Origin of the sequence: Pseudomonas sp. WS 5146 (genome assembly GCF_012985495.1) — a bacterium.
Taxonomy (GTDB): Bacteria; Pseudomonadota; Gammaproteobacteria; order Pseudomonadales; family Pseudomonadaceae; genus Aquipseudomonas; species Aquipseudomonas edaphica.
The window spans coordinates 299415-323511 of the sequence record NZ_JAAQWL010000004.1; the positions used below are offsets into that span (position 1 = coordinate 299415).

Sequence of the window (24097 nt, forward strand, 5' to 3'; positions counted from 1 at the left end):
TGGCTTGCCTGCGATAGCGGTGGGCCAGCTAGATGATGAGCTAACTGAAAGATTGCTATCGCAGGCAAGCCAGCTCCCACAGGAACCTAGTTTTTCCAGACAAATAGCGCCACTTCACAGGGCTTGAGCATGCCGCAACCGTTCATCTTCCGTACCATCGACCTGGATGGCCAGACCATCCGTACGGCGGTACGCCCGGGCAAGCCTCACTTGACGCCGCTGCTGATCTTCAACGGCATCGGCGCCAACCTTGAGCTGGTGTTTCCGTTCGTCCAGGCGCTGGACCCGGACCTGGAAGTGATCGCCTTCGATGTGCCAGGTGTGGGGGGGTCTTCCACACCCAGCGTGCCCTATCGTTTTCCCGGCTTGGCCAAGCTCACCGCACGCATGCTCGATTACCTGGACTATGGCCAGGTGAATGCGGTGGGTGTGTCCTGGGGCGGCGCGTTGGCGCAGCAGTTTGCCTATGACTACCCCGAGCGCTGCAAAAAACTGATCCTGGCGGCGACGGCAGCCGGGGCCTTTATGGTGCCGGGCAAACCCAAGGTGCTATGGCTGATGGCAAGCCCCAGGCGCTATATCCAACCGTCCCACGTGGTGCGCATTGCACCGATGATTTATGGCGGCTCGTTCCGCCGCGACTCCAAACTGGCCGCCGAACACGCCAGCAAGGTGCGCTCGGCGGGCAAGCTCGGTTACTACTGGCAGCTGTTTGCGGGCCTTGGCTGGACCAGCATTCACTGGCTGCACAAGATCCGCCAGCCGACCCTGGTGCTGGCCGGCGACGACGACCCGCTGATCCCGCTGATCAATATGCGCATGCTCGCCTGGCGCATTCCCAACGCACAGTTGCACATCATCGATGATGGCCACTTGTTCCTGATCACCCGCGCCGAAGCCGTGGCGCCGATCATCATGAAGTTTCTTGAAGAGGAGCGCCTGCGTGCGGTGATTCACCCTCGACCAGCGGTGTAAGGACTACGCCGCCGCGCAACTTGCCAGGAACCGACTATGGTTCTGAATTGGCGTGCCTGTTGATGGCTTGACGAAGGAGTGTTGGCTCATGCGAGAAAGACCCGTGACGAACCCGGCGCCCACCCCGGCCGCGTTCATCAACGCGCAAAATGCGATCAGTGGCCTGCGGGGCCGCGATTTGCTGGCGACCCTGCGCAGTGTCGCCAACCATGGCTTGCGCAACCCGCTGTACACCGCTCGGCACGCCCTGGCCTTGGGCGGCCAACTCGGTCGCGTGCTGCTGGGTGAAACCGTACAGGCCCCCAACCCCGCTGACAGCCGCTTCGCCGACCCCACCTGGACGCTTAATCCGCTGTACCGGCGCAGCCTGCAAGCCTATTTGAGCTGGCAGAAACAAACGCGTCACTGGATCGACGACAGCTCGATGAGCGCCGATGACCGCGCCCGCGCGCACTTTGCCTTCTCGCTGATCAACGATGCCGTCTCGCCCTCCAACACCTTGCTCAACCCGCTGGCCATCAAGGAGCTGCTCAACTCCGGCGGCAACAGTGTGGTGCGCGGCGTGAGTAATTTGTTTAACGATTTGTTGCACAACAACGGCCTGCCCAGCCAGGTCAGCAAACACGCTTTTGAAGTGGGCAAAACGGTGGCAACGACCGCGGGCTCCGTGGTGTTTCGCAACGAGCTGCTGGAACTGATCCAGTACAAGCCCATGAGCGAAAAGCAGTACGCCAAGCCGTTGCTGATCGTGCCGCCGCAAATCAACAAGTACTACATCTTCGATCTCAGCCCCGCCAACAGCTTTGTGCAGTACGCCCTGAAAAACGGCCTGCAGACGTTTATGGTCAGCTGGCGCAACCCGGATGTGCGTCACCGCGAGTGGGGCCTGTCCACCTATGTGGCGGCGCTGGAGGAAGCGCTGAACGTGTGCCGGGCAATCACCGGTGCCCGTGAGGTCAACCTGATGGGCGCCTGCGCCGGTGGCTTGACCATCGCCGCGCTGCAAGGCCACCTGCAAGCCAAGCGCCAGCTGCGGCGCATCTCCAGCGCCAGTTACCTGGTGAGCCTGCTGGACAGCCAGATCGACAGCCCCGCCACCTTGTTTGCCGATGAACAGACCCTGGAAGCCGCCAAGCGCCGCTCCTACCAGCAAGGCGTGCTGGAGGGTCGAGACATGGCCAAGGTCTTCGCCTGGATGCGCCCCAACGACCTGATCTGGAACTACTGGATCAATAATTACCTGCTGGGCAAAGAACCGCCGGCGTTCGACATCCTCTACTGGAACAACGACAACACGCGTCTGCCCGCCGCGTTGCATGGCGACCTGCTGGACTTCTTCAAGCACAACCCGCTCAGCCATCCGGGTGGCCTTGAGGTGTGCGGCACGCCCATCGACCTGCAGAAGGTCACAGTGGACAGCTTCAGCGTGGCCGGGATCAACGACCACATCACGCCGTGGGACGCGGTGTATCGCTCCACGCAACTGCTGGGCGGCGAGCGGCGCTTTGTGCTGTCCAACAGCGGGCATATCCAGAGCATCCTCAACCCGCCGGGCAACCCCAAGGCCAACTACGTCGAGAACCCCAAGCTGAGCAGCGACCCGCGTGCCTGGTACTACGACGCCAGTCACGTCGAAGGCAGCTGGTGGCCGCAGTGGCTTGCGTGGATCCAGCAACGTTCGGGCGTGCAACGCGAAACACTCACCGCCCTGGGCAACCAGAATTACCCACCGATGGAAGCGGCGCCAGGCACTTACGTGCGGGTGCGCTGAGCTCAACGATCACATTAAGAAGACTGGATGAAGACCCGCGACCGTATCCTTGAATGTGCCCTGCAGTTGTTCAACCACAAGGGCGAACCGAACGTGTCGACCATGGAGGTGGCCAATGAAATGGGGATCAGCCCCGGCAACCTTTATTACCATTTCCATGGCAAGGAGCCCTTGGTGCTTGGGTTGTTCGAGCGTTTCCAGAATGAACTGGCGCCGCTGCTCGACCCGCCGGCAGATGCGCAACTCAAACCCGAAGATTACTGGCTGTTCCTGCACCTGATCATCGAGCGCATGGCCCACTACCGGTTCCTGTTCCAGGACCTGTCGAACCTGGCCGGGCGCCTGCCAAAGCTGGCCAAGGGCATTCGCAACTTGCTCACGGCGCTCAAGCGCACCCTGGCTTCACTGCTTGCGCGCTTGAAGGCGGCGGGGCAACTGGTCAGTGATACCCAGGCACTGGGGCAATTGGTGGAACAGATCACCATGACCCTGCTGTTTTCCCTGGACTACCAACGGATTCTCGACCGTGAAGGCGAGGTGCGGGTGGTGGTGTACCAGGTGATGATGCTGGTGGCGCCGCATCTGCTATTGCCGGCGCGGCAGGCAACTGAGCGGTTTGCGCTCAAATACCTGGATGATATCGATTAAAAATGTGGGAGCGGGCTTGCCCGCGATAGCAATTTATCAGCCAATACCTGGGTGGCTGACACTCCGCCATCGCGGGCAAGCCCGCTCCCACATTGGAAATGCGCTGTATATGAGACTTCCATAAAAAAACGCCCGACCTTCACAGGCCGGGCGTTTTTTGTGCCCTGAAAAAATCAGGACTGACTGGATGGCGTCGGGGTTACCGGCGTTGCAGTCGGGGCGGCAGGAGCATGTGTCGGTGCGGACACCGAATTGGCTGTAGAAGCGGTTGGCGCTGGAGTTGCAGGCTTGGCCGCAACAGCAGGTTTGGACGCTGCTGGCTTCTTGGCTACTGCTGGCTTCTTCGCGGCGGCAGGTTTTGCCGCAGGCTTGGCAGCCACAGGTTTTGCTGCAGCAGGTTTGGCAGCGGCTTTAGCGGCGGCTGGTTTGGCTGCAGGTTTCGCAGCGGCCGGCTTGGCAGCAGGTTTGGCAGCGGCGGTTTTAGCCGCAGGCTTGGCCGCTGGTTTTGCTGCTGCTTTGGCAGCCGGCTTAGCCGCAGGCTTGGCAGCGGCTTTAGCGGCCACGGGTTTTGCTGCAGGCTTGGCAGCCGGTTTGGCAGCTGCGGTTTTTGCAGCGGGTTTTGCCGCAGCTTTAGCCGGGGCCTTGGCCGCAGGTTTGGCAGCTGGCTTGGCGGCCGCTTTAACCAGAGGCTTGGCGGCGGTTTTGGCAGCCGGTTTAGCAGCCGCAGTTTTAGCCGCAGGCTTGGCAGCCGGTTTAGCGGCGGCGGTTTTGGCTGGAGCCACTTTAGCGCCAGTGAGTTTTTCGATTTGCTTGGTCAGGGTATCGACCTTGCTGTGCAGCGTCTTCAGTTCCGCTTTGCTGGGCACGCCCAGTCGCGAAATGGCACTGTTGAGACGCTTGTCGAAGGTTTCTTCCAACTTGCCCCAAGTGTCAGAAATGCTCGACTTGGCAGAGCCGGCAGTGGCCTTGGCCGCTTCAACTTTTTTACCAACCGTGGTCTTGGTCAACTTCTCGGCCTTTTCGCCGTCCTTGACCAATGTCTCGAAGTATTTGCCGCCGTCACTGCTAACCTTCGAGTACACGCCTAAACCAGCAAGCCAGATCTTACGGGAATATTTTTCAACCTCCCCGATCCACGAGCTGCCTTCTTTCTGAGTAGTCTTTTTAACAGCCATCCCGATGTCTCCTTAGTGTTTACGCGCGACACGTTCTAGCAATGTCGTCAGCTCTTCGAGCTTAGCAGAGAGTGTCTCCACGTCATGTTTAGACGCAATGCCGATTCGATTCAAGGCACTTGCAACACGCGTGTCAAAAGCTTTTTCAACTTTATCCAGTTGAACTTCAACCAAACCTTTGACGCTGGAGACATTACTCTTTACTTGGTCAATCTGACTGTTGGCAGCATCAAGTTGTTCAACCACAACTTTTTTGCCTTTACTTTCAACATGTTGACCGGTCTTGACCAGCTCTTTGAAGTACTCGCCGCCTTCGCTGCCGACCTTGGCATAGGCGCCAAGTCCTGCCAGCCAGATCTTGCGGGCGTAGCTTTTAACGTCACTCAGGGCAGTGGACTGAAGGTCGATTTTTTTCTTCAAAATAACTTTGGCCATGGTGCACCTCACGCAGATTAGGGTCGAGGAACGGCCCGCAGGAGTTGAGGGCTTGGGCACAAAGTAGGCTGGAAAATTAGAATCGGCACCCTAAGAACACATTGATCAGGCCAGCGCCTTATCCAGGGCTTTCTCGATTTCAGACTTGATGGTGCCGCTCATGGCCGACATCAACAGGCCCAATTCAACATCAATGCGCAGCGATTCATCGGCGACTAACACCGTGCCTTTAACCCCCGAACGCTTGAGGTTCAGGCTATCGCCCGACCACGATGACTCCAGGCCATATTGCTCCTTGAGTTTGTGCGCCAACTTCTCGGCCTTCGCGCGCGCGCCTTCTTTACCCAGGGAATGTGCACGCTCAACGGTAATACGGGCCATTGCAATGACTCCTCTTTATATCGACTCAGAACACCTGCCATGCGGCAAAAGGTCTCGATGAACACCTATCTTACCTTCAGCCTTGCCAAGACAAAGCAGGCGGTGGGGATTATCATGTCCCGCATTCTCTTTTGGTGACAGCGATATGACTGATCAGCGCAAAGGCAGCGATGCCGAACCCACCACTCACTTCGGCTTCAAGAACGTTCCGGAAAGCCAGAAAGCGGAAAAAGTCGCTGAGGTGTTCCACTCCGTTGCGGCCAAGTACGACCTGATGAACGACGTACTCTCGGGCGGCATGCACCGCCTGTGGAAGCGCTTCACCATCGAGTTGTCGGGTGTACGCACCGGCAACCGCGTGCTCGACATCGCCGGCGGCACGGGCGATCTGGCGGCCAAGTTCTCCAAGCTGGTTGGCCCGACCGGCCAGGTCGTGCTGGCGGACATCAACGGTTCGATGCTCAAGGTCGGCCGTGATCGCCTGCTGGATAAAGGTGTGGCCGGCAATATCGAGTTCGTCCAGGCCGATGCGGAAAAGCTGCCGTTCCCGGACAACCATTTCGACTGCGTGACCATCGCCTTCGGCCTGCGCAACGTGACCCATAAAGAGGACGCCATCCGCTCGATGCTGCGCGTACTCAAGCCGGGCGGCCGCCTGTTGGTGCTGGAGTTCTCCAAGCCGACCAACGCGCTGATGTCCAAGGTCTACGACACCTACTCGTTCGCCTTCATGCCGCTGATGGGCAAGCTGATCACCAATGACGCCGAAAGCTACCGCTACCTGGCCGAATCGATCCGCATGCACCCCGACCAGGAAACCCTGAAGTCGATGATGGTAGAAGCCGGTTTCGACCGCGTGACCTACCACAACATGACCTCAGGCATCGTCGCCCTGCACCGCGGCATCAAGCCCTGATGCTGTTCGCAGGCCTCCTCGCCAGCGTCGAACACGGCATCAACCGTGTCCTGCGCCTGGACAGCACCGCCCTGGCGCGGCTTGCGCACTTGAACGGCAAAGTCATTGCCGTCGATTGCACCAGCCCCGCCCTGCAGCTGTTTATCCTGCCCAGCGATGAAGGCCTGCTGCTCGCCGGCGATTGGGCCGCCGAGGCCGACTGCACCCTGCGCGCACCCGCCTCGAGCCTGTTGCACCTGGCGCTGAGCCGCAACAAGACCGCGATCCTGCACAGCCCCGACGTGGAGCTGGAAGGCGACAGCGCCGTGCTGATGGACCTGGCCGCCGTGCTGCAAGACCTGGAACTGGATTGGGAATACGAGCTCTCACGCTGGATTGGTCCGGTGGCCACCCAACTGATCAGCGGGCACCTGCGCAGCCGCTCGCGCTGGTACCAGCAAGGATTCGCCAGCCTCAACCAGAACCTCGCCGAATACTTGAGCGAAGAATCGCGCACCCTGGTCGGAGAACGGGAAGCGCAAGCGCGCTTTCGCGAACTCGACAAGGCCAAAATCGACCTGGAACGCCTTGAGGCACGCTTCGAGCGCCTGAGCCGTTCCCTTGATCCAAGCGATAACGCATGAAGCTGCTCGCCGTCCGCCGTTTGTTTCGTATCCAGCGCGTCGTAATCCGCTACCGCCTCGATGACCTGCTGTTCGCCCTGCCGTTGCCGTGGTTTTTGCTGGCCGTGCGCTATGTGTTGCCGTGGCGCTGGTTCCCGCGCAAACCGCTGGAACTGAGCCGTGGCGCGCGCCTGCGCCTGGCGTTGCAGGACCTGGGGCCGATCTTTATCAAGTTCGGGCAGATCCTCTCGACACGCCGCGATTTGCTGCCCGAAGACATTGCCGACGAGCTGATGCTGTTGCAGGACCGCGTGCCGCCGTTTGATTCCCAGCAGTCGATGAAGCTGATCGAAGAACAACTGGGCAAGAAGATCAGCGAGGTGTTCAGCCGTTTCGACGTCGAGCCACTGGCCTCGGCCTCGGTGGCGCAGGTGCATGCCGCACAATTGAAGACCGGCGAAGAAGTGGTGGTAAAGGTCATCCGCCCCGGCCTCAAGCCGATCATCGGCCAGGACCTGGCGTGGCTGTTTATCCTCGCCCGCGCCGCCGAACGTTTCTCCGCCGATGCGCGCCTGCTGCATCCGGTGGACGTGGTTGCCGACTACGAAAAGACCATCTACGACGAACTCGACCTACTGCGCGAAGCGGCCAACGCCAGCCAGCTCAAACGCAACTTCGAAGGTTCAGCGCTGCTGTACGTGCCGCAGGTGTATTGGGACTGGTGCCGTCCCAAAGTGCTGGTGATGGAGCGCATCTACGGCGTGCAGGTCACCGACCTCGCCACTCTTGCCGACCAGCGCACCGACATGAAGATGCTTGCCGAGCGCGGCGTGGAAATCTTCTTCACCCAGGTGTTTCGCGACAGCTTCTTCCACGCCGACATGCACCCGGGCAACATTTTCGTCAGCACCGTCAACCCGTGGAGCCCGCAATACATTGCGATCGACTGCGGCATCGTCGGCAGCCTGACCCCGGAAGACCAGGATTACCTGGCACGCAACCTGTTCGCCTTTTTCAAGCGCGATTACCGCCGCGTGGCGCAGTTGCACATCGATTCGGGCTGGGTGCCAGCCGAAACCAAGCTCAACGAATTCGAAGCCGCGATCCGCACGGTGTGCGAGCCGATCTTTGAAAAACCGTTAAAAGATATTTCCTTCGGCCAGGTGCTGATGCGTCTGTTCCAGACCGCGCGGCGCTTCAATATGGAAGTGCAGCCGCAGCTGGTACTGCTGCAAAAAACCTTGCTCAACATCGAAGGCCTGGGCCGCCAGTTGTACCCGGACCTGGACTTGTGGAACACCGCGCAGCCGTTCCTGGAACGCTGGATGCGCGAGCGCGTCAGCCCGAAAACCCTGCTGGGCAACCTGCACAGCCAGTTCGAACAACTGCCGCACCTGGCCAACATGACCCGCGACCTGCTGGAGCGCATGTCCCAGCCCCACGCCAAAGACCCTGTACCGCCGTGGCACAGGCGCAAGGACGACTGGTTCCTGCGCCTGTTGGGCGCCGCCCATTTGGTCGGCGGCGTGATGCTGGCGATTGGCGGGCCGCTGAACCAACTGGGCCATTGGCCGGCTGGCATCATGGTCGCCGTGGGTGTTTATCTGATCGTGCGCCGATAGCCGATCCGGTTATACACTGTCGCAAATTGCCGGAGCCGAACATGAAAGACTGGCTGGACGAGATCAAGTGGGACAGTGACGGCCTGGTGCCGGCCATTGCCCAGGACTACAAGACCGGGCGCGTATTAATGATGGCCTGGATGAACCGCGAGGCCTTGAGCCTCACCGCCACTGAGCAGCGCGCCATTTACTGGTCACGTTCGCGTGGCAAACTGTGGCGCAAGGGCGAAGAGTCCGGGCACGTGCAGACCCTGCACGAGATGCGCATCGACTGTGACGCCGACGTGGTGATCCTGAAGGTCGAGCAGATCGGCGATATCGCCTGCCATACCGGCCGTCACAGCTGCTTCTATCGCGTGTTCGAGAACGGCGAGTGGAAGGTTGTGGAACCGGTGCTCAAAGACCCGCACGCCATTTATTCCGCAGGACACTGAACATGAGCGATACCCTGAACCGTGTGGCCCAGGTGCTGGAAGACCGCAAAGGCGCGGACGCCGACAGCTCCTATGTCGCAAGCCTTTACCACAAGGGCTTGAACAAGATTCTGGAAAAACTTGGCGAAGAGTCGATCGAGACGATTATTGCCGCCAAAGATGCGCAAATCAGCGGTGATTACAGCGATGTAATCTACGAGACCGCAGACTTGTGGTTCCATAGCCTGGTCATGCTCGCCCAACTGGGGCAGCACCCACAGGCCGTGTTGGATGAACTGGACCGTCGCTTCGGCTTGTCCGGGCATGCAGAAAAGGCCTCGCGCCCGTCCGCCTGAATAACTTTTACAGAGGAATTGCAGCATGGGCATTTTTGACTGGAAACACTGGATCGTCATTCTGGTGGTCGTGGTACTGGTGTTCGGCACCAAGAAACTCAAGAACCTGGGCACTGACGTGGGCGAGTCGATCAAGGGCTTTCGTAAAGCCATGAACGACGATGAAAAACCGGCCGACCCGATGGCCAATCCGGTACCACCGGCGCAGCCTGTACACCCACAGGCCACCCAGCCGATCACCGAGCGTCGTACCTTCGACGTGCAGGCTGAAAAAGTCCAAGAGCCGACCCGCAAAGACTCGTGAGCACTGACTAATGTTTGGTATCAGCTTCTCTGAACTGCTGCTCGTCGGCCTCGTGGCCTTGCTGGTACTGGGGCCGGAACGCCTGCCCGGTGCCGCACGCACGGCCGGCCTGTGGATCGGGCGCCTGAAACGCAGTTTCAACGCCATCAAACAGGAAGTTGAACGGGAAATCGGCGCCGACGAGATCCGCCGCCAGCTGCACAACGAACATATCCTGTCGTTGGAGCAGGAGGCGCGCAAGATTCTGTCGCCGGTTCAGGAGCCCGCCAAACCGGTGGAACCTGTGCCCGAAAACAGCATTGCTCCGGCCGCCGAAGCATCGCCAACCGCGCCCGCCCCGACTGAGCCAGCGCCGACGCCCGTGGCGTCGCCCGCTCCCCATGACCCTACATTGCCGCCGCGAGCCCCATGAGCGCTGATAAACCGGAAAACGACCAGCATATGCCGCTGGTCTCGCACCTCACCGAGCTGCGGACCCGCCTGCTGCGTTGCGTAGCGGCCATTTTCATCATCTTTGCCGGGCTGTTCGCCTTTACCCAGCAGATCTACACCTTCGTCTCCACGCCCTTGCGCCAGTACCTGCCGGCCGGCGCGACGATGATCGCCACCGACGTGTCTTCGCCGTTTTTAACGCCGTTGAAGCTGACCATGATGGTCTCGCTGTTCCTGGCAATCCCGGTGATCCTGCATCAGATCTGGGGCTTTATTGCGCCGGGCCTGTACAAGCATGAAAAGCGCATTGCGGTGCCGTTGCTGGTGTCGAGCATCCTGCTGTTCTACACCGGCATGGCCTTCGCGTATTTCCTGGTGTTTCCGCTGATCTTCAAATTCTTCGCCGCCGCCACCCCGGCCGGCGTCGAAATGATGACCGACATCACCAGCTACCTCGATTTCGTGATGACGCTGTTCTTCGCCTTTGGCGTGGCCTTCGAAATCCCGGTGGCCGTGGTGCTGCTGGTGTGGATCGGCGTGGTCGACGTCAAATACCTGAAGAAAGTGCGCCCCTACGTGATCATCGGCTGCTTCGTGGTCGGCATGATCCTCACGCCGCCGGACATTTTCTCGCAGACCCTGCTGGCCGTGCCGATGTGGATGCTGTTCGAGATCGGCATCCTGTTTGGCAGCCTGATCAGCAAGCGTGGCGACCACCCGGATGACCAACCCGTCGACGACGACCAGCCGCCAGCGACCCACCCGTGAACCTGCTGTTGCTTGAGGGGGCCGACTTTATCGCGGCCGACCGGGTGATCCTGCGTGATCGGCGCCTGGTGCATATGCAGGAAGTCCACCGCGCGGTGGTGGGCGACAACCTGCGGGTCGGGCGAATCGGCGGGTTGATGGGCAATGCGCAATTACTGCGCCTGGAAGCCGATGAAGCCGAGCTGCACGTGAGCTTCGACCAGCCGCCACCGACCAAACTGCCGCTGACCCTGCTGCTGGCCCTGCCGCGTCCAAAGATGCTGCGCCGGGTGCTGCAAACCGTGGCGGCGATGGGCGTGCCGAAGGTGGTGCTGGTCAACAGTTACCGGGTCGAAAAGAGCTTCTGGCAAACCCCGTTCCTGGAACCGGAGGCCGTTCGCGAGCAACTGATCCTCGGCCTGGAGCAGGCACGAGACACGGTGCTGCCCGAGATCAGCATCGAAAAGCGCTTCAAGCCGTTCGTCGAAGACCGCCTGCCAGCCATGACCGCAGGGACTCTGGGCCTGATCGGCCATCCCGGCGATTACCCGGCCTGCCCACGTGGGCTGGACGAACCGGTGACCCTGGCCATCGGCCCGGAAGGCGGCTGGATCCCCTACGAAGTGGAGCTGTTGGCCAAGGCCGGCTTGCAACCGGTGCAACTGGGTGCGCGCATCCTGCGCGTAGAAACCGCCGTGACCGCCCTGCTCGCCCGGTTGTTCTGAACACCGACCTGCCCCGAAAAAAGTGGGAGCTGGCTTGCCTGCGATTGCATCACCTGGGTATGCCTGATGTACCGAGGTGCCTGCATCGCAGGCAAGCCAGCTCCCACATTGGCTCTGATAACCTACAGAAACTTCCTACGCTGCCGATAGCCTCTGAATAAGTCCAAGCCTTGTTCCAAAGGAGATCGCAGCATGTATCGTTGGTTAGCCGAAAAACTGGGGAATGTGAGCGTCAATCGCAAGCTGAGCATAGGCTTTGGCTTGGTGTTGATCCTGACGCTGTTGATCACCTTCACCGGCTGGACCGGCTTGGGCGACGTGATCAGTCGCGGCGACAAACTGGGCTTTATCTCCAGCCTCAACGGCCTGACCAAAGACCTGCGCCTGGCGCGCCTGGACTTTGAAATGCGCCGGGGCGAACAAGGCACCGACGCCGTCAACAGCCTGCTGAAGCAACTGGACGATGGCCTCAACACCGCCGCAACGCTGATCGAGCAACCCGACGACAAAGCCCTAGTCGAGCAACAGCTGGAAGCCTTGGGCCAATACAAAAAAGCCTTTGGCACTATGGTGCTGGCCGGCCTCAAGCGTGAGGGCGCACGCAGCAAGCTCGGTGACACCGCCGACAACGCCGTGGCCAAGATCAACGAAATCGAAGCGACCCTGCTGCAAGGCGACAGCGTCACGCAGTTCAACAGCGTGGTCGACCTGAGCAAGTTGATCCAGCAATCGCGCTTCCAGGTGCGCGGCTACACCTACAGCGGCAAGACCGAGGCCGAGCAGCCGGCACTGGATGCCATCGACAATGCCCTGAAGAAAATCACCGAGCTGCAAGGCAAGCTGCCTGAGCAGTACCAGGCCAACCTGCAAGAGGCTGGCGTGTCCCTGCAAGCCTACCGCGCCGCCGTCAGCCAGTACCGCGACTCCCAGGTGGCCAGCGCCGCCGCGCTGAAAATCATGACCGCCCAGGGCGATATCCTGCTGGGGCACAGCGAAAAACTCACCACCTCCCAGACCGCCGTGCGCGATGCCGATGCCGCCCACGCTAAACAGCTGTTGCTGCTGGCCACCGTGCTGGCGCTGATCTTCGGTGTTCTCGCCGCCTGGGCCATCACCCGCCAGATCGTGATCCCGCTCAACCAGACCCTCAAAGTCGCCGAGCGCGTGGCCTCGGGCGATCTGAGCCATAACCTCAACTCCGCCCGCCAGGACGAGCTGGGCCAACTGCAACGCGCCATGCAGAGCATGACCCTGGGCCTGCGCGAGTTGATCGGCGGTATCAGCGACGGTGTCACCCAGATTGCCAGCGCTGCCGAACAACTGTCGGCCGTGACCGAACAGACCAGCGCCGGGGTTAACAGCCAAAAGGTTGAGACCGACCAAGTGGCCACCGCCATGAACGAAATGGCCGCCACCGTGCAGGAAGTGGCGCGCAACGCCGAAGAAGCCTCCGAAGCTGCCGTTGCAGCGGACCAACAGGCCCGTGAAGGCGACAAGGTAGTCGGTGAGGCCATCGCGCAGATTGAGCGCCTGGCTACCGAGGTCGGTAACTCCACGGTGGCCATGGGCGACCTCAAGCGCGAAAGCGACAAGATCGGCAGCGTGCTCGATGTGATCAAGTCTGTCGCCCAGCAAACCAACCTGCTGGCGCTGAACGCGGCGATTGAAGCGGCGCGTGCCGGTGAAGCCGGTCGCGGCTTCGCGGTGGTGGCCGACGAGGTGCGCAGCCTGGCCCAGCGCACGCAAAAGTCCACCGAGGAGATCGAAGAGCTGATCGTCGGCCTGCAAAACGGCACTCAGCAGGTGGCGACCATCATGGACAACAGCCGGGGTCTCACCGACAGCAGCGTCGAGCTGACCCGACGTGCCGGCAACGCGCTGAGCAATATCACGCGCACGGTCTCAACCATTCAGGCGATGAACTCGCAGATCGCCACTGCCGCCGAGCAACAAAGCGCTGTGGCCGAAGAGATCAACCGCAGCGTGTTGAATGTGCGCGACGTGTCTGAGCAGACCTCCTCGGCCAGTGAGGAAACTGCCGCATCGAGTGCCGAACTGGCACGCTTGGGGATCTATTTGCAGTCTCTGGTCGGGCGCTTCCGCATCTGACCCGCCCCCACACGGCGGCCAGAGCAAGGCCGCCGTAACTTGTGAAATTTCCTACGCGGTTATCAGCCCGCCACAACCTCGAATCGATTTAGCGTTTCAGCTGTTGCGAAATGCTTCCTCAGATTTGGAGGTTCACCATGTTTCCTCGGCTGACCCGCTTGCTGGTCAACGCCAGCGTCCGTCTCAAACTCGCACTGGGTTTCGGCCAAGTGTTGATGTTAAGCATCCTGATTGCCGCGACCGGCTGGCAGGCCTTGAACGACGTGCTTTATCGCTCACACAGCCTGGCGATCCTGGGGCAATTGGCCCTGGACGCCGAGTCCATGCGCGCCGACAGGATCGTGTACCGGACCCTGACGGACGCCAGCAGCCTGGCCAAAATGAACACGCAGACCGAAAAGATCGACCAGCATCTGGCCGACCTTTCAAGCCGCCTCAAACACCCGGCCGACTTGCAGCGACTGCAGGATGCAACACGCTTGGTGGCGAGCTTCAAGACAGCGCTGGCGGCCTTGCCCGCTTTGATCGAGCAACGCGAAAGCATCCGCCCGACCCTCAAGAAAACCGCGTTGCAAGCCAGCGATACTCTCGCCCAGTTCGCCAGCGACTTACCGAACCAGGAAGACGAAAAGGCTCTGGATGCTATCGAAAACCTGCGCCAGGCCATGGAGCAGGCCGAAGATCGCGCCCAAAGCCCCGCCTGGGCGGCCGAGTCGCTGCAAGCCTACACCGACGCACTCACCCAGGCGCTCGAAGCCCTGAATGTGGCACAAGCAGCGGTGACCGCACTGCCCGTGGACGCGGCCCTGCTCAAAGCCGACCTGGCCAACTATCGCGAACAATTGACCAAGCTCAAGGACGCACAGCTCAACACCGAAACCCTGCAAAACCGCTTTGAACAGCAACTCAATGATTTACGCGAGCAAAGCCATCAACTGAGTGACGGCCAGAACAGCAAGCGTGACAGCGAAGCCGAGCAGACCCACACACGACTGCTGAGCGTCACCGTGGCGGCCTTGCTACTCGGTGTACTGGCCGCCTGGTGGATCGCGCGGCAAATAGTCGTGCCTTTACGCGCGATCCTCACCGCCGCCCACCGCATTGCTGACGGCGACCTGAGTCGAGACATTCAAGAGGACCGCCGCGATGAACTGGGCCAGTTGCAGCAGAGCATCGGGCAAATGACCCGCAACCTGCGCAACCTGATCAGCGGTATCGGCGACAGCGCCCGGCAGATCGCCAGTGCCGCAACGCAGCTATCAGCCGTCACCGAGCAGACCCGCGCCGGGGTCAATGACCAGAAGGAGGAAACCGATCAAGTGGCCACGGCGATGAATGAAATGCTCGCCACCGCCCAGGAGGTCGCCCGGCATGCCGAGCAGGCTTCCGTCGCGGCCAATGAAGCCGACCAGGAAGCCAGCGCCGGCGAAAAAGTGGTGACCCAGGCCGTCGAGCAAATCGGGCACCTGGCCCATGAGATGGCGCGCTCGAGCCAGGCGATGATTGCGCTGCAACATGAAAGCCAGAAAATCGGCAGCGTGCTCGACGTGATCAAATCAGTGTCCCAGCAAACCAACCTGCTGGCCCTGAACGCTGCCATCGAAGCGGCGCGTGCGGGCAGTGCCGGCCAGGGTTTTGCGGTAGTGGCCGACGAAGTGCGCAGCCTGGCCCAGCGCACCCAGGAATCCGCCGAAGAAATTGAAGGTTTGATTCTCGGCCTGAATACCGGCACCCAGCAGGTCGCGGACATCATGGACAACAGCCGGAGCCTGACCGACAACAGCGTCGGCCTGACCCGCGATGCCGGCGATGCCTTGGCAGCGATCACGCGTACCGTGTCGATCATCCAGGAAATGAACCCGCAGATTGCCGCCGCCGCCGAGCAGCAAAGCGCGGTGGCGGAAGAGATCAATCGCAGTGTGCTGAAGGTGCGCGATGTCACCGAACAAACCGCTGCGGCCAGTGAGGAAACGGCCGCTGCGAGTGTTCAGTTGACCCGATTGAGCCTGGATTTGCAGACGCTGGTGGGCAAATTCAGGCTTTGATACTCACGGCCCTTGTGGCGAGCGAGCTTGCTCGCCACAGGAAGCTCGGCCTTCAATTACAGGACCTGGCGCAGGAACGCTTGGGCGCGCGGGTCTTTGGGCGCATCGAAGAACTCGGCCGGGGCCGCATCTTCGAGCAATTTGCCGTGGTCGAAGAACAGCACGCGGTCTGCCACTTCACGGGCAAAGCCCATCTCGTGGGTGACGCAGACCATGGTCATGCCTTCCAGGGCCAGGGTCTTCATCACGTCCAACACTTCGCCGACCATTTCCGGGTCCAGCGCCGAGGTCGGCTCATCAAACAGCATTACCTTGGGTTCCATGGCCAACGCACGGGCAATGGCTACCCGTTGTTGCTGGCCGCCGGACAAGCGTGATGGAAACTCGTTGGCCTTCTGTGCGATACCGACCTTTTCCAACAGTGCCAAAGCCTTGGCTTCACGCTCTTGCTTGCCGCGTTTGCGCACGACTTTTTGCGCCAGGCACAGGTTTTCCAGCACGGTCATGTGCGGGAACAAATTGAAGTGCTGGAACACCATGCCGACTTCACGGCGGTAGGCATTCACGTCGGTTTTCGGGTCGGCCAGTTGCAGACCATCGATACTCACCGAGCCCGAGTCGAACTCTTCCAGGCCGTTAAGGCAGCGCAGGAACGTGGACTTGCCCGAACCTGAAGGACCGATCACCACCAGCACTTCGCCCTTGGCGACTTGGGTGGTCACGTGGTCTACCGCGCGCACCACCTGGCCACGGGTGTCGAAGACTTTTACCAGATCGCGGACTTCAATCACTTTGCGCGAGCCTCCGCTCAAGCCGGCTGGCCATTTTCGACAGCGGCAGGTTGATCAGCAGGTACAGGCCTGCCACACAGAACAGGATTTCAAAGGGCGAGAACGAGGTGGTGATCACTTCACGACCACTTTTAAGCAGCTCGGTAATCGCGATCACCGAAACCAGCGAAGTGTCTTTCACCAGGCTGATAAATTGCCCAGCCAATGGCGGCAGCACGCGTTTGAACGCTTGCGGCAACACCACATGACGCATCGACTGGCTGGCGCTCAACCCCAGGGAACGGGCGGCCTCGTTCTGACCACGGGTGATGGACTGCACGCCGGCGCGGACGATTTCCGCCACATAGGCGCCGGTGAACAGCGACAACGCGGCAATACCGGCGAATTCGCGGGACAGGTTGAGCACCGTGCCGATGAAGAAGTAGAAAATAAAGATTTGCACCAACAGCGGCGTACCGCGCACCAGTTCGACGTAGATCGTCGACAGATCGCGCAAGGTCGGGTTGCTCGACAAACGGCATAAGCCGGTTGCCAGGCCAATCGCCAGGCCGAGGACTCCGGAGACCACCGACAACCACAAGGTCGTCCACAAGCCCCACATCAGCGGGCCCAGCGCCCAATGCCGGGTTACGCCAATAACATCGCCTTCGGCCACGTCATCGCCACGTGACACTTGCAGGCTGTTGTCGGCCACGGTCAGCTTTTGCTCGGCGCCTGCGTCGTTGCGCAAGGTGACTTCGGCCACATCGCCTTTGCGCACCAGCTCAATGACAGTGGAGATGTCGGCGGCGCGCTGGGACGTTTCGGCCTGATAGGCGAAGTACTGCGGCACGCGGTTCCAGCGCCACTCGTAGGACATCAACGAGGTGGCGTAGTACAACGCGCCGGCCAGGCCAACCAGCACGACCACGGTCAGCAGGTGCCAGGGCCATTGGGCTTTTTTCTGTTTCATTTCACTTTCCGAAGTTGTATCGCCTGGCATGTCGTCATCGCGGGCAAGCCCGCTCCCACAAGGGAACGCATTTCAACTGTGGGAGCTGGCTTGCCTGCGATGAAGTCGACTCGGTGTCAGCCCTTATTCCATGTCCTTGAGCCACTCGGAGCTCTTGAACCACTTGTCATGGATGCGATCGTAGGTGCCGTCGTTGCGGATCTGGTGCAGGAAGTTGTTGATGTAATTGATGCTGTCGAAGTCGCCCTTTTTCAGGCCGAACGCCAGGGGCTCGAAGGTGAAGGGTTCTTCCAGGAACACCAGCTTGCCATTACCGACTTTCTTTTCGGCGACCACGTTGTAAGGTGCGTCATACACAAAGGCATCGGCCTTGCCGTTGACCACGTCCAGCACGCCTTCCTGCTCGTTGTCATAGCCGTGGTACTTGGCTTTGGAGATCAGTTTCCTGGCAACCATCTCGCCGGTAGTGCCGAGCTTGGAGGTCAGGCGGTATTTCTCGTCGTTCAAATCTTTGTAGGACTTGATCGTGCCTTCCAGGTCCTTGCGAATCAGCAGGGTCTGGCCGACCACGATGAAGGGTTCGCTGAAGTTCAGGCGCAGGTTGCGTTCCTGAGTCAGGGTCATACCGCTGCCGATCATGTCGAACTTGCCGGTCAGGAAGGCCGGGATAATGCCGTCATAGCCGGTGGACACCAACTCCAGCTTGACGCCCATGGACTTGGCCATGGCCTTGAGAATGTCGACTTCAAAGCCGATGATTTCACCGCGCTTGTCGGTCATTTCGAACGGCATGTAGGTCGGGTCCATGCCGACTTTCAGCGTGCCGCGCTTGACCGCATCGTCGATGGCGCCCGCATGCGCCGCAGTGGCCGCGACCAGCGCGGTGACGCCGAGCATCAGCATCGAAAGATACTTTTTCATCATCAAGTCCCCTGAAAGATTCTTATAAGGCCGGCGCGCAAAAGGGCTGCACCCATTCGGGGTGCGATCCTAACCCACTCGTTGCCCGTCACAAAGGTTTCACGGGTAAATGTTATCGGCGCATGTCGCAAAAGCCCCACAATGGTGCATCACTGCGCAGGGGCTAGACACATCAGCGCAACAGGCCGGCAATTCATTGATGTGTAAGCAGTTATGACGCTTAGTCGATCTCCGCCATCCAGTCCGTGTCCTTGAACCACTTGTCGTGCAGCCGATCGTAGGTGCCATCCTGGGCAATTTGATTGAGGAAATGGTTGATCCAGTTGAGGCTGTCGTAGTCGCCTTTTTTCAGGCCAAACGCCAGAGGCTCAAAGGTAAACGGCTGCTCAAGGGCAAAGAGCCGGTGGTTTTCCGGCCTGGCCAGCGCAATCAGATTGTAGGGTGCGTCATGGACGAAGGCGTCGGCCTTGCCCTCGACCACTTGGCGCACGCCTTCTTCCGGCGTGGTAAAAGTGCTCAGGCGCGCCGCGCCCAAAAACCGCTGCGCAGCCGCTTCGCCGGTCGTGCCTTCAGTCGCGGCGATGCGGTAACCCGCCTCGTCGAGATCTTCGATGCTGGCAATCTTGCCGGCCAGGCTGGGGTTCAGCAGCACGGTCTGGCCGACCACAATAAAGGAGTCGCTGAAGTTCAGCTTGAGGTTGCGCTCCTGCGTCACCGTCATGCCGCTGCCGATCAGGTCGAACTTCTTCGCCATCAGCCCCGGCAACAACTCGGTATACGGCACCGCGACCAGTTCAAGCTCGACGCCCAACGCGCGGCTCATCGCCTGCAGCAAATCGATTTCGAAACCGACGATGCGGCCCTGCTTGTCCTTCATTTCAAAGGGCACATAGGTGGGCGTGGTGCCGACTTTAAGCACACCGCGTCGAACCGCCTCATCGAGGGCACCAGCGCTCAACCAGCCTGCGTAAATCAATGCGATGACGCCGCTCAGCACCGCCAAACAATACCTTTTGATCATTAATCCCCCTGCGACCTAGTCAATTTGGGGGCGATGCTACCCCAGCGACAGGCACGGCAATACGCTTCGAACAAAGGTCTTTTGTTTCGAAATAACAAGGGGTTAGCGTTATCAAGAAGATGTTCTAAACGCTGTAGGACCAGCGCATCTAACGCCCCCGAGGTGAGCCCTCGGGGGCGTCGGAATCAGGCCGGTTGGGCCTGGGAAGACAGCGGTTGCAGCGGCAGCAATGGCGCGTGCGGATCAGCCTTGACCGAAGCACGCCAGGCACCGAGCCACTCGGCGTGACCTTCAGTCCACACCTGCTGATGCAGGCGAGCCAAGGCTACCGGGTCGCTGAGCAATGCCAGGCGCTCGCCGTTGTTGAGGCCGGCGGGGCCGACTTTCAGCGCGTGGCGCACACGTTCCTGACGCAAGTGCTCGATGGGCTCCGCCTCACGGTGACGCGAGGTCGCCAGGGCACAGGCCAGTGCGTTTTGCTGCGGGTCGACCACCGAGCGCACAAACCCGTCATTGAGAGCGTGCCAACGGTTTTCGTGGGTGTATTGCTCAGTCGACAGCAAGGCTTGCGGCGGGTTGTATTCCTCTGGGATCAGGAACAGGCTCTCGTCGCGAGACTTGAGGCCCAGCTTGACCCGGCTGGAGATCACCGACACCGGAATCGACAGCATCAGCGAGCCGACGATCGGAATCAGCCACCACAGGAAGCTTGGGTTCAACCACACCACCAACAGTGCCCAAAGAAAGCCCAGCAGGGTCTGTGGACCGTGGCGCTTGACTGCCTCGCTCCACGGCGTGGAGTCGTCGTCACGCTGCGGCGAGTTCCAGGTCGCAGCCCAGCCCAGGAACGCGGCGAGCACGAAACGGGTGTGGAAGATCATGCGCACCGGCGCCAGCAGCATGGAGAACAGCATCTCCAGCAGCATCGACAAGGTCACCTTGAACTTGCCACCGAACTCTTTCGCGCCCTTGGCCCAGATCAGGATGATGCTGAGCAATTTAGGCAGGAACAACAGCACGATGGTGGTGGAGAACAGCGCCACCGCCTTGTCCGGGTGCCATTGTGGCCACAGCGGGTACAGCTGGCGTGGCGCCATGAAGTACTGCGGCTCCATCAAGGTGTTCACCGCCAGCAACGCCGTCGACAGCACCAGGAAGAAGAACCACAACGGCGCCGACAGGTAGGACATCACGCCGGTCAGGAACACCGCACGGTGCACCGGGTGCATGCCTTTGACCAGGAACAGGCGGAAGTTCATCAGGTTGCCGTGGCACCAGCGACGGTCACGCTTGAGTTCATCCAGCAGGTTCGGCGGCAGTTCTTCGTAGCTGCCCGGCAGGTCATAAGCAATCCACACGCCCCAGCCGGCACGGCGCATCAGCGCGGCTTCAACGAAGTCGTGGGAGAGGATCGCACCGGCAAACGCGCCTTTACCCGGCAACGGCGCCAGGGCGCAGTGCTCGATAAACGGCTTCATACGAATGATGGCGTTGTGACCCCAGTAGTGGGATTCACCCAATTGCCAGAAGTGCAGGCCAGCGGTAAACAGCGGGCCATAAACACGGGTGGCGAACTGCTGCATGCGCGCATACAGGGTGTCCATGCCCGACGCACGTGGCGCGGTCTGGATGATCCCGGCATCCGGCGTGGCTTCCATCAAGCGCACCAGGCTGGTGAGGCATTCACCACTCATCACGCTGTCGGCGTCGAGCACCACCATGTACTTGTATTCACCGCCCCAGCGACGGCAGAAGTCGTCGAGGTTGCCGCTCTTGCGCTTTACGCGACGGCGACGGCGGCGATAGAAGATCTTGCCGAAACCACCGGCTTCGCGGCACACATCAAGCCAGGCTTGCTGTTCAGCGATGCAGATATCGGCTTCGTTACTGTCGCTGAGCACGAAGAAATCGAAACGGTCCAGGTCGCCAGTGGCGGCTACCGATTCGAAAGTAGCGCGCAGGCCGGCAAATACCCGGGGCACGTCTTCGTTGCAGATCGGCATCACCAGCGCGGTGCGGGCATCCTTTGGAATCGGCTCGTCACCAGCACTTTTACCGGAGATCCGGTATTTATCGTGGCCGGTCAGCAGCTCCAGGAAGCCCATCAGCGCGGTCCAGAAACCGGCCGAGACCCAGCAGAACAGAATCCCGAACATGATCAGGATGCTGGTTTGCAAGGCGTAAGGCAGCACCTGGGTGGCCGTTTGCAGCAGGGTCTGGTTGCGGATTTCGTCGAAGTCGACCAGCGACCAGCCCTGGTACGGCATGATGCCTTTCATGTACCAGCCGGCCACAATGGTCTGGCCGAGCATCAGCACCAGCAGGATATAGCGACGGATCGAACCCACGGTACGCCAGCGTGCTGCCGGCAATACGCGCTCATCCTTCGGCGGGGCCGGAGGGTTGGTGCGACCGGTCATCCGGCGCCAACCACGCACCAGGATATTGGTACGCCATGGCTCCGGCACCACTTTGGTCCGACGGATCGGCGGCGTGGCCTTCAGGCAAACCCGACCGTTGGCGTCAAGCGCCAGCATCTCGGCGTCTTGCAGCTCTTCGGCGGTATTGAGCGTCAACCGGCGGCCGACCGAGGCTTGGGCAGCCTCGGTGGGTGCGTCGAAAGTCTTTGACGACAAGCGTTCGTGCAGCTCGCTGAAGGAGGTGCAGCCCGCCAGTTCGGCGCGCTGCTCTGCGGTCATCGGGAGGTGCGCCAGGTACTCGGACAGGGTCTCTGGCGTGGCTTGAGAATTACTCATCGGCAGGCAACTGATAGCTCCAGGTTTCGGTCAGGACGTGTTCGGTCTTTTCCGGCTCCGGATTGGCGGGGGCAGCCTCTGGCTGCTTGGCGTCCTTGTCTTTCGCTTCCTTGGCGTCTTTCCTGGCCTGTTTTTCGTGTTGCTTGGCCAGCAGCTTGTCGGCCTTGAGCACTTGGGTCGAGACCTTCTCAGGCTCAGCTTTCACGATGTCTTCGACCAGCGCGGCACGCATTTCGGTAGGCTTGCCTGCGTCCTTGATCTTCATGCGCAGGGTCAGGCGCCAGCCTTTGGTGTGCTCGTTGTAGCGCACGCTGTTTTCAACGATTTCGGCGTTGTCGCCCACGCTCACCTGGCTACGTACTGGCGCATCCGGTGGCAGGTTCTTCAGGGACGGGCCTTCGAAGTCCACCAGGTAGGCCACGCTGCCGTCAGGCTGGCGGATCAGGTTGGATTGCTTCACGTCACCGGTGGAGCGCAAGGTCTGCTTGACCCAGGCGCTGTCGGCCGGGTGCAGGTCTTTCTCGTCCATGGTCCAGTGCAAGCGGTAGCTGACGTCCAGCGGCTCGCCGACTTTCGGCAGCTCGGCCGGGCTCCAGAACGCAACGATGTTGTCGTTGGTTTCGTCGGCGGTCGGAATCTCTACCAGGTCGACAGAACCCTTGCCCCAGTCGCCTTCAGGTTCGATCCAGGCGCTTGGGCGCTTGTCGTAGTTGTCGTCCAGGTCTTCGTAGTGGCTGAAGTCGCGGCCACGTTGCAGCAGGCCGAAGCCACGCGGGTTTTCGACGGCGAAGTTGCTGACCGACAGGTGTTTAGGGTTGTTCAGTGGGCGCCAGATCCACTCGCCATTGCCGGCATGGATCGACAGGCCGCTGGAATCGTGCAATTCACGACGGTAGTTGAGCACCTTGGACGGCTGGTTTGCGCCGAACAAGTACATGCTGGTCAGCGGGGCGATGCCCAGCTTGCTGACCTTGTCACGCAGGAACATCTGGGATTTGACGTCGACAATGGTGTCGGTGCCCGGGCGCAGGGTCAGGCGATAGGCGCCGGTTGCGCGTGGCGAGTCCAGCAGGGCGAAGATCACCAGCTGTTTCTCGCCCGGTTTTGGGCGTTCAATCCAGAACTCGGTGAAACGCGGGAATTCTTCACCGGACGGCAATGCAGTGTCGATCGCCATGCCACGGGCCGACAGGCCATAGGCCTGGCCTTTGCCGACGACGCGGAAGTAGCTGGCGCCGAGCATGGTCATGATTTCGTCTTGCTTGTCGGCCTTGTTGATCGGGTACAGCACACGGAAACCGGCATAACCCAGCTGTTCGGTGGCTTTAGGATCAAATTTCACATCGCCGAAATCGAAACGATTTGGGTCGTACTTGATTTCCTGGACGCTGTCGGCGGTCACTTCGTTGATTTTCACCGGCGTGTCAAAGTGCATGCCCTGGTGATAGAAGGACAGCTTGAATGGCGTGTTCTGATCGGCCCACTCGGCTTTTTCGTTGCGGAAACGAATCTTCTGATAGTCCGCGAATTTCATTTCGCGAAATTCGTTCGGCAGATTGCTGCGCGGAGCTTCGTATTTCTGCCCGGCCAGCTCTTTTGCCTTGGCCGACACATCATCCAGACTGAATGCCCACAGTTGACCCGCCCCGAACAGGCAAAACAGGGCAGAGCCCGTTACCAGTGCGTTTCGTAACCGTTTGGCAGACAATTTTGGTGCATTACAGGGACTAACAATCACGAGCAACCCTCGCCGAAAACAGATCAAAAAACCAACGGCCAGCTATCTATATGCCAGGTTGGCGAGCATTGTTCCGACTCCTCTGGGTCAAAATGATTCCCCAAAGGCCGTCGGACAAGTCTCTACCTAAGTCAAAAATGGACCAATTTACGCTGATCCCCATAGCGCGCGATTATCTAGTAGCCCGCGAAACAACGCATCAGGGACAACGAAGTATTTGTAGCGAAACCCTGCGTTTTTAGGCATTAAAGTCGTTTTTAAT

22 protein-coding genes and 2 pseudogenes are annotated in these 24097 nt (G+C 60.3%); 15 read left to right on the forward strand and 9 right to left on the reverse strand.

The features are described from left to right. The first annotated feature begins 129 nt into the window (after positions 1-129). The 3 genes from phaZ to HBO41_RS13550 all read left to right on the forward strand — a co-directional run bounded on the left by phaZ (position 130) and on the right by HBO41_RS13550 (position 3394). A complete protein-coding gene (gene phaZ, locus HBO41_RS13540) occupies positions 130-975 on the forward strand; it encodes a poly(3-hydroxyalkanoate) depolymerase (protein WP_017138580.1) in 846 nt (281 codons plus the stop codon). 88 nt (positions 976-1063) lie between these two features. Beyond that, entirely contained in the window at positions 1064-2746 is a 1683-nt protein-coding gene (gene phaC / locus HBO41_RS13545) for a class II poly(R)-hydroxyalkanoic acid synthase (RefSeq protein WP_017138581.1), read from the forward strand. A gap of 27 nt (positions 2747-2773) precedes the next feature. Beyond that, positions 2774-3394: a TetR/AcrR family transcriptional regulator gene (locus HBO41_RS13550; protein ID WP_017138582.1), complete on the forward strand. Its 621-nt coding sequence runs from the start codon at positions 2774-2776 to the stop codon at positions 3392-3394. Positions 3395-3567: 173 nt separating this feature from the next. Here the strand turns inward: HBO41_RS13550 and HBO41_RS13555 are convergent, their stop codons facing one another. The 3 genes from HBO41_RS13555 to HBO41_RS13565 all read right to left on the reverse strand — a co-directional run bounded on the left by HBO41_RS13555 (position 3568) and on the right by HBO41_RS13565 (position 5385). Then, entirely contained in the window at positions 3568-4569 is a 1002-nt protein-coding gene (locus HBO41_RS13555) for a phasin family protein (RefSeq protein WP_138454123.1), read from the reverse strand. Between the two features lie 12 nt (positions 4570-4581). Beyond that, positions 4582-5004 (reverse strand): phasin family protein, encoded by a 423-nt coding sequence (locus tag HBO41_RS13560; protein WP_017138584.1) that lies wholly within the window; start codon positions 5002-5004, stop codon positions 4582-4584. Positions 5005-5109: 105 nt separating this feature from the next. Next, positions 5110-5385, reverse strand: a complete 276-nt coding sequence (locus HBO41_RS13565; RefSeq protein ID WP_017138585.1) for a polyhydroxyalkanoic acid system family protein — start codon at positions 5383-5385, stop codon at positions 5110-5112. 145 nt (positions 5386-5530) lie between these two features. Between HBO41_RS13565 and ubiE the strand changes: the two genes are divergently transcribed. The 12 genes and pseudogenes from ubiE (at position 5531) to HBO41_RS13620 (ending at position 15656) form a co-directional block, all read left to right on the forward strand. After that, entirely contained in the window at positions 5531-6301 is a 771-nt protein-coding gene (gene ubiE / locus HBO41_RS13570) for a bifunctional demethylmenaquinone methyltransferase/2-methoxy-6-polyprenyl-1,4-benzoquinol methylase UbiE (RefSeq protein ID WP_003171186.1), read from the forward strand. Further along, positions 6301-6924 carry an SCP2 domain-containing protein gene (locus HBO41_RS13575; protein WP_017138587.1) on the forward strand — a complete coding sequence of 208 codons (624 nt, stop codon included), beginning with the start codon at positions 6301-6303 and terminating at the stop codon, positions 6922-6924. Before ubiE ends, HBO41_RS13575 begins: the two co-directional genes overlap by 1 nt. Then, the gene (gene ubiB, locus HBO41_RS13580; RefSeq protein WP_169986599.1) at positions 6921-8525 is read left to right on the forward strand and encodes a ubiquinone biosynthesis regulatory protein kinase UbiB; all 1605 of its coding nucleotides are present in this window, start codon (positions 6921-6923) and stop codon (positions 8523-8525) included. Before HBO41_RS13575 ends, ubiB begins: the two co-directional genes overlap by 4 nt. 41 nt (positions 8526-8566) lie before the next feature. Continuing rightward, positions 8567-8959, forward strand: a complete 393-nt coding sequence (gene hisI / locus HBO41_RS13585) for a phosphoribosyl-AMP cyclohydrolase (protein WP_012721796.1) — start codon at positions 8567-8569, stop codon at positions 8957-8959. A gap of 2 nt (positions 8960-8961) precedes the next feature. Continuing rightward, positions 8962-9294 carry a phosphoribosyl-ATP diphosphatase gene (locus HBO41_RS13590; protein WP_017138590.1) on the forward strand — a complete coding sequence of 111 codons (333 nt, stop codon included), beginning with the start codon at positions 8962-8964 and terminating at the stop codon, positions 9292-9294. Positions 9295-9319: 25 nt separating this feature from the next. Beyond that, positions 9320-9598, forward strand: coding sequence for a twin-arginine translocase TatA/TatE family subunit (locus tag HBO41_RS13595; protein WP_056860633.1), 279 nt, complete (start codon positions 9320-9322; stop codon positions 9596-9598). 10 nt (positions 9599-9608) lie between these two features. Continuing rightward, the gene (gene tatB / locus HBO41_RS13600) at positions 9609-10010 is read left to right on the forward strand and encodes a Sec-independent protein translocase protein TatB (RefSeq protein WP_017138592.1); all 402 of its coding nucleotides are present in this window, start codon (positions 9609-9611) and stop codon (positions 10008-10010) included. After that, complete coding sequence (gene tatC, locus HBO41_RS13605; protein ID WP_017138593.1) at positions 10007-10798, forward strand: twin-arginine translocase subunit TatC; 792 nt, start codon at positions 10007-10009, stop codon at positions 10796-10798. Before tatB ends, tatC begins: the two co-directional genes overlap by 4 nt. Then, positions 10795-11502, forward strand: coding sequence for a 16S rRNA (uracil(1498)-N(3))-methyltransferase (locus tag HBO41_RS13610; protein ID WP_017138594.1), 708 nt, complete (start codon positions 10795-10797; stop codon positions 11500-11502). The genes tatC and HBO41_RS13610 overlap by 4 nt, the downstream gene beginning before the upstream one ends. Positions 11503-11694: 192 nt before the next feature. Beyond that, positions 11695-12753, forward strand: a pseudogene (locus HBO41_RS29840) (methyl-accepting chemotaxis protein); the annotation flags it as partial. Between the two features lie 144 nt (positions 12754-12897). After that, positions 12898-13611 carry a methyl-accepting chemotaxis protein gene (locus HBO41_RS29845; RefSeq protein ID WP_407073964.1) on the forward strand — a complete coding sequence of 238 codons (714 nt, stop codon included), beginning with the start codon at positions 12898-12900 and terminating at the stop codon, positions 13609-13611. A 137-nt stretch (positions 13612-13748) separates the two neighbouring features. Beyond that, positions 13749-15656, forward strand: coding sequence for a methyl-accepting chemotaxis protein (locus tag HBO41_RS13620; protein ID WP_169986603.1), 1908 nt, complete (start codon positions 13749-13751; stop codon positions 15654-15656). A 56-nt stretch (positions 15657-15712) separates the two neighbouring features. On the opposite strand, the gene HBO41_RS13625 is transcribed toward HBO41_RS13620, so the two are convergent. The 6 genes and pseudogenes from HBO41_RS13625 to HBO41_RS13650 form a co-directional block, all read right to left on the reverse strand. After that, the gene (locus HBO41_RS13625; RefSeq protein ID WP_017138597.1) at positions 15713-16447 is read right to left on the reverse strand and encodes an amino acid ABC transporter ATP-binding protein; all 735 of its coding nucleotides are present in this window, start codon (positions 16445-16447) and stop codon (positions 15713-15715) included. Then, positions 16440-17399 (reverse strand): amino acid ABC transporter permease, encoded by a 960-nt coding sequence (locus HBO41_RS13630; RefSeq protein WP_169986605.1) that lies wholly within the window; start codon positions 17397-17399, stop codon positions 16440-16442. The genes HBO41_RS13625 and HBO41_RS13630 overlap by 8 nt, the downstream gene beginning before the upstream one ends. 123 nt (positions 17400-17522) lie before the next feature. Next, positions 17523-18320: a transporter substrate-binding domain-containing protein gene (locus tag HBO41_RS13635; protein ID WP_099549483.1), complete on the reverse strand. Its 798-nt coding sequence runs from the start codon at positions 18318-18320 to the stop codon at positions 17523-17525. A gap of 220 nt (positions 18321-18540) precedes the next feature. Next, a complete protein-coding gene (locus HBO41_RS13640; protein ID WP_138452866.1) occupies positions 18541-19341 on the reverse strand; it encodes a transporter substrate-binding domain-containing protein in 801 nt (266 codons plus the stop codon). 111 nt (positions 19342-19452) lie between these two features. Then, positions 19453-22097: pseudogene (mdoH, locus tag HBO41_RS13645) on the reverse strand (glucans biosynthesis glucosyltransferase MdoH). Continuing rightward, positions 22090-23778 (reverse strand): glucan biosynthesis protein G, encoded by a 1689-nt coding sequence (locus HBO41_RS13650; protein WP_169986745.1) that lies wholly within the window; start codon positions 23776-23778, stop codon positions 22090-22092. Before HBO41_RS13650 ends, mdoH begins: the two are co-directional and overlap by 8 nt. Positions 23779-24097: the final 319 nt, after the last annotated feature.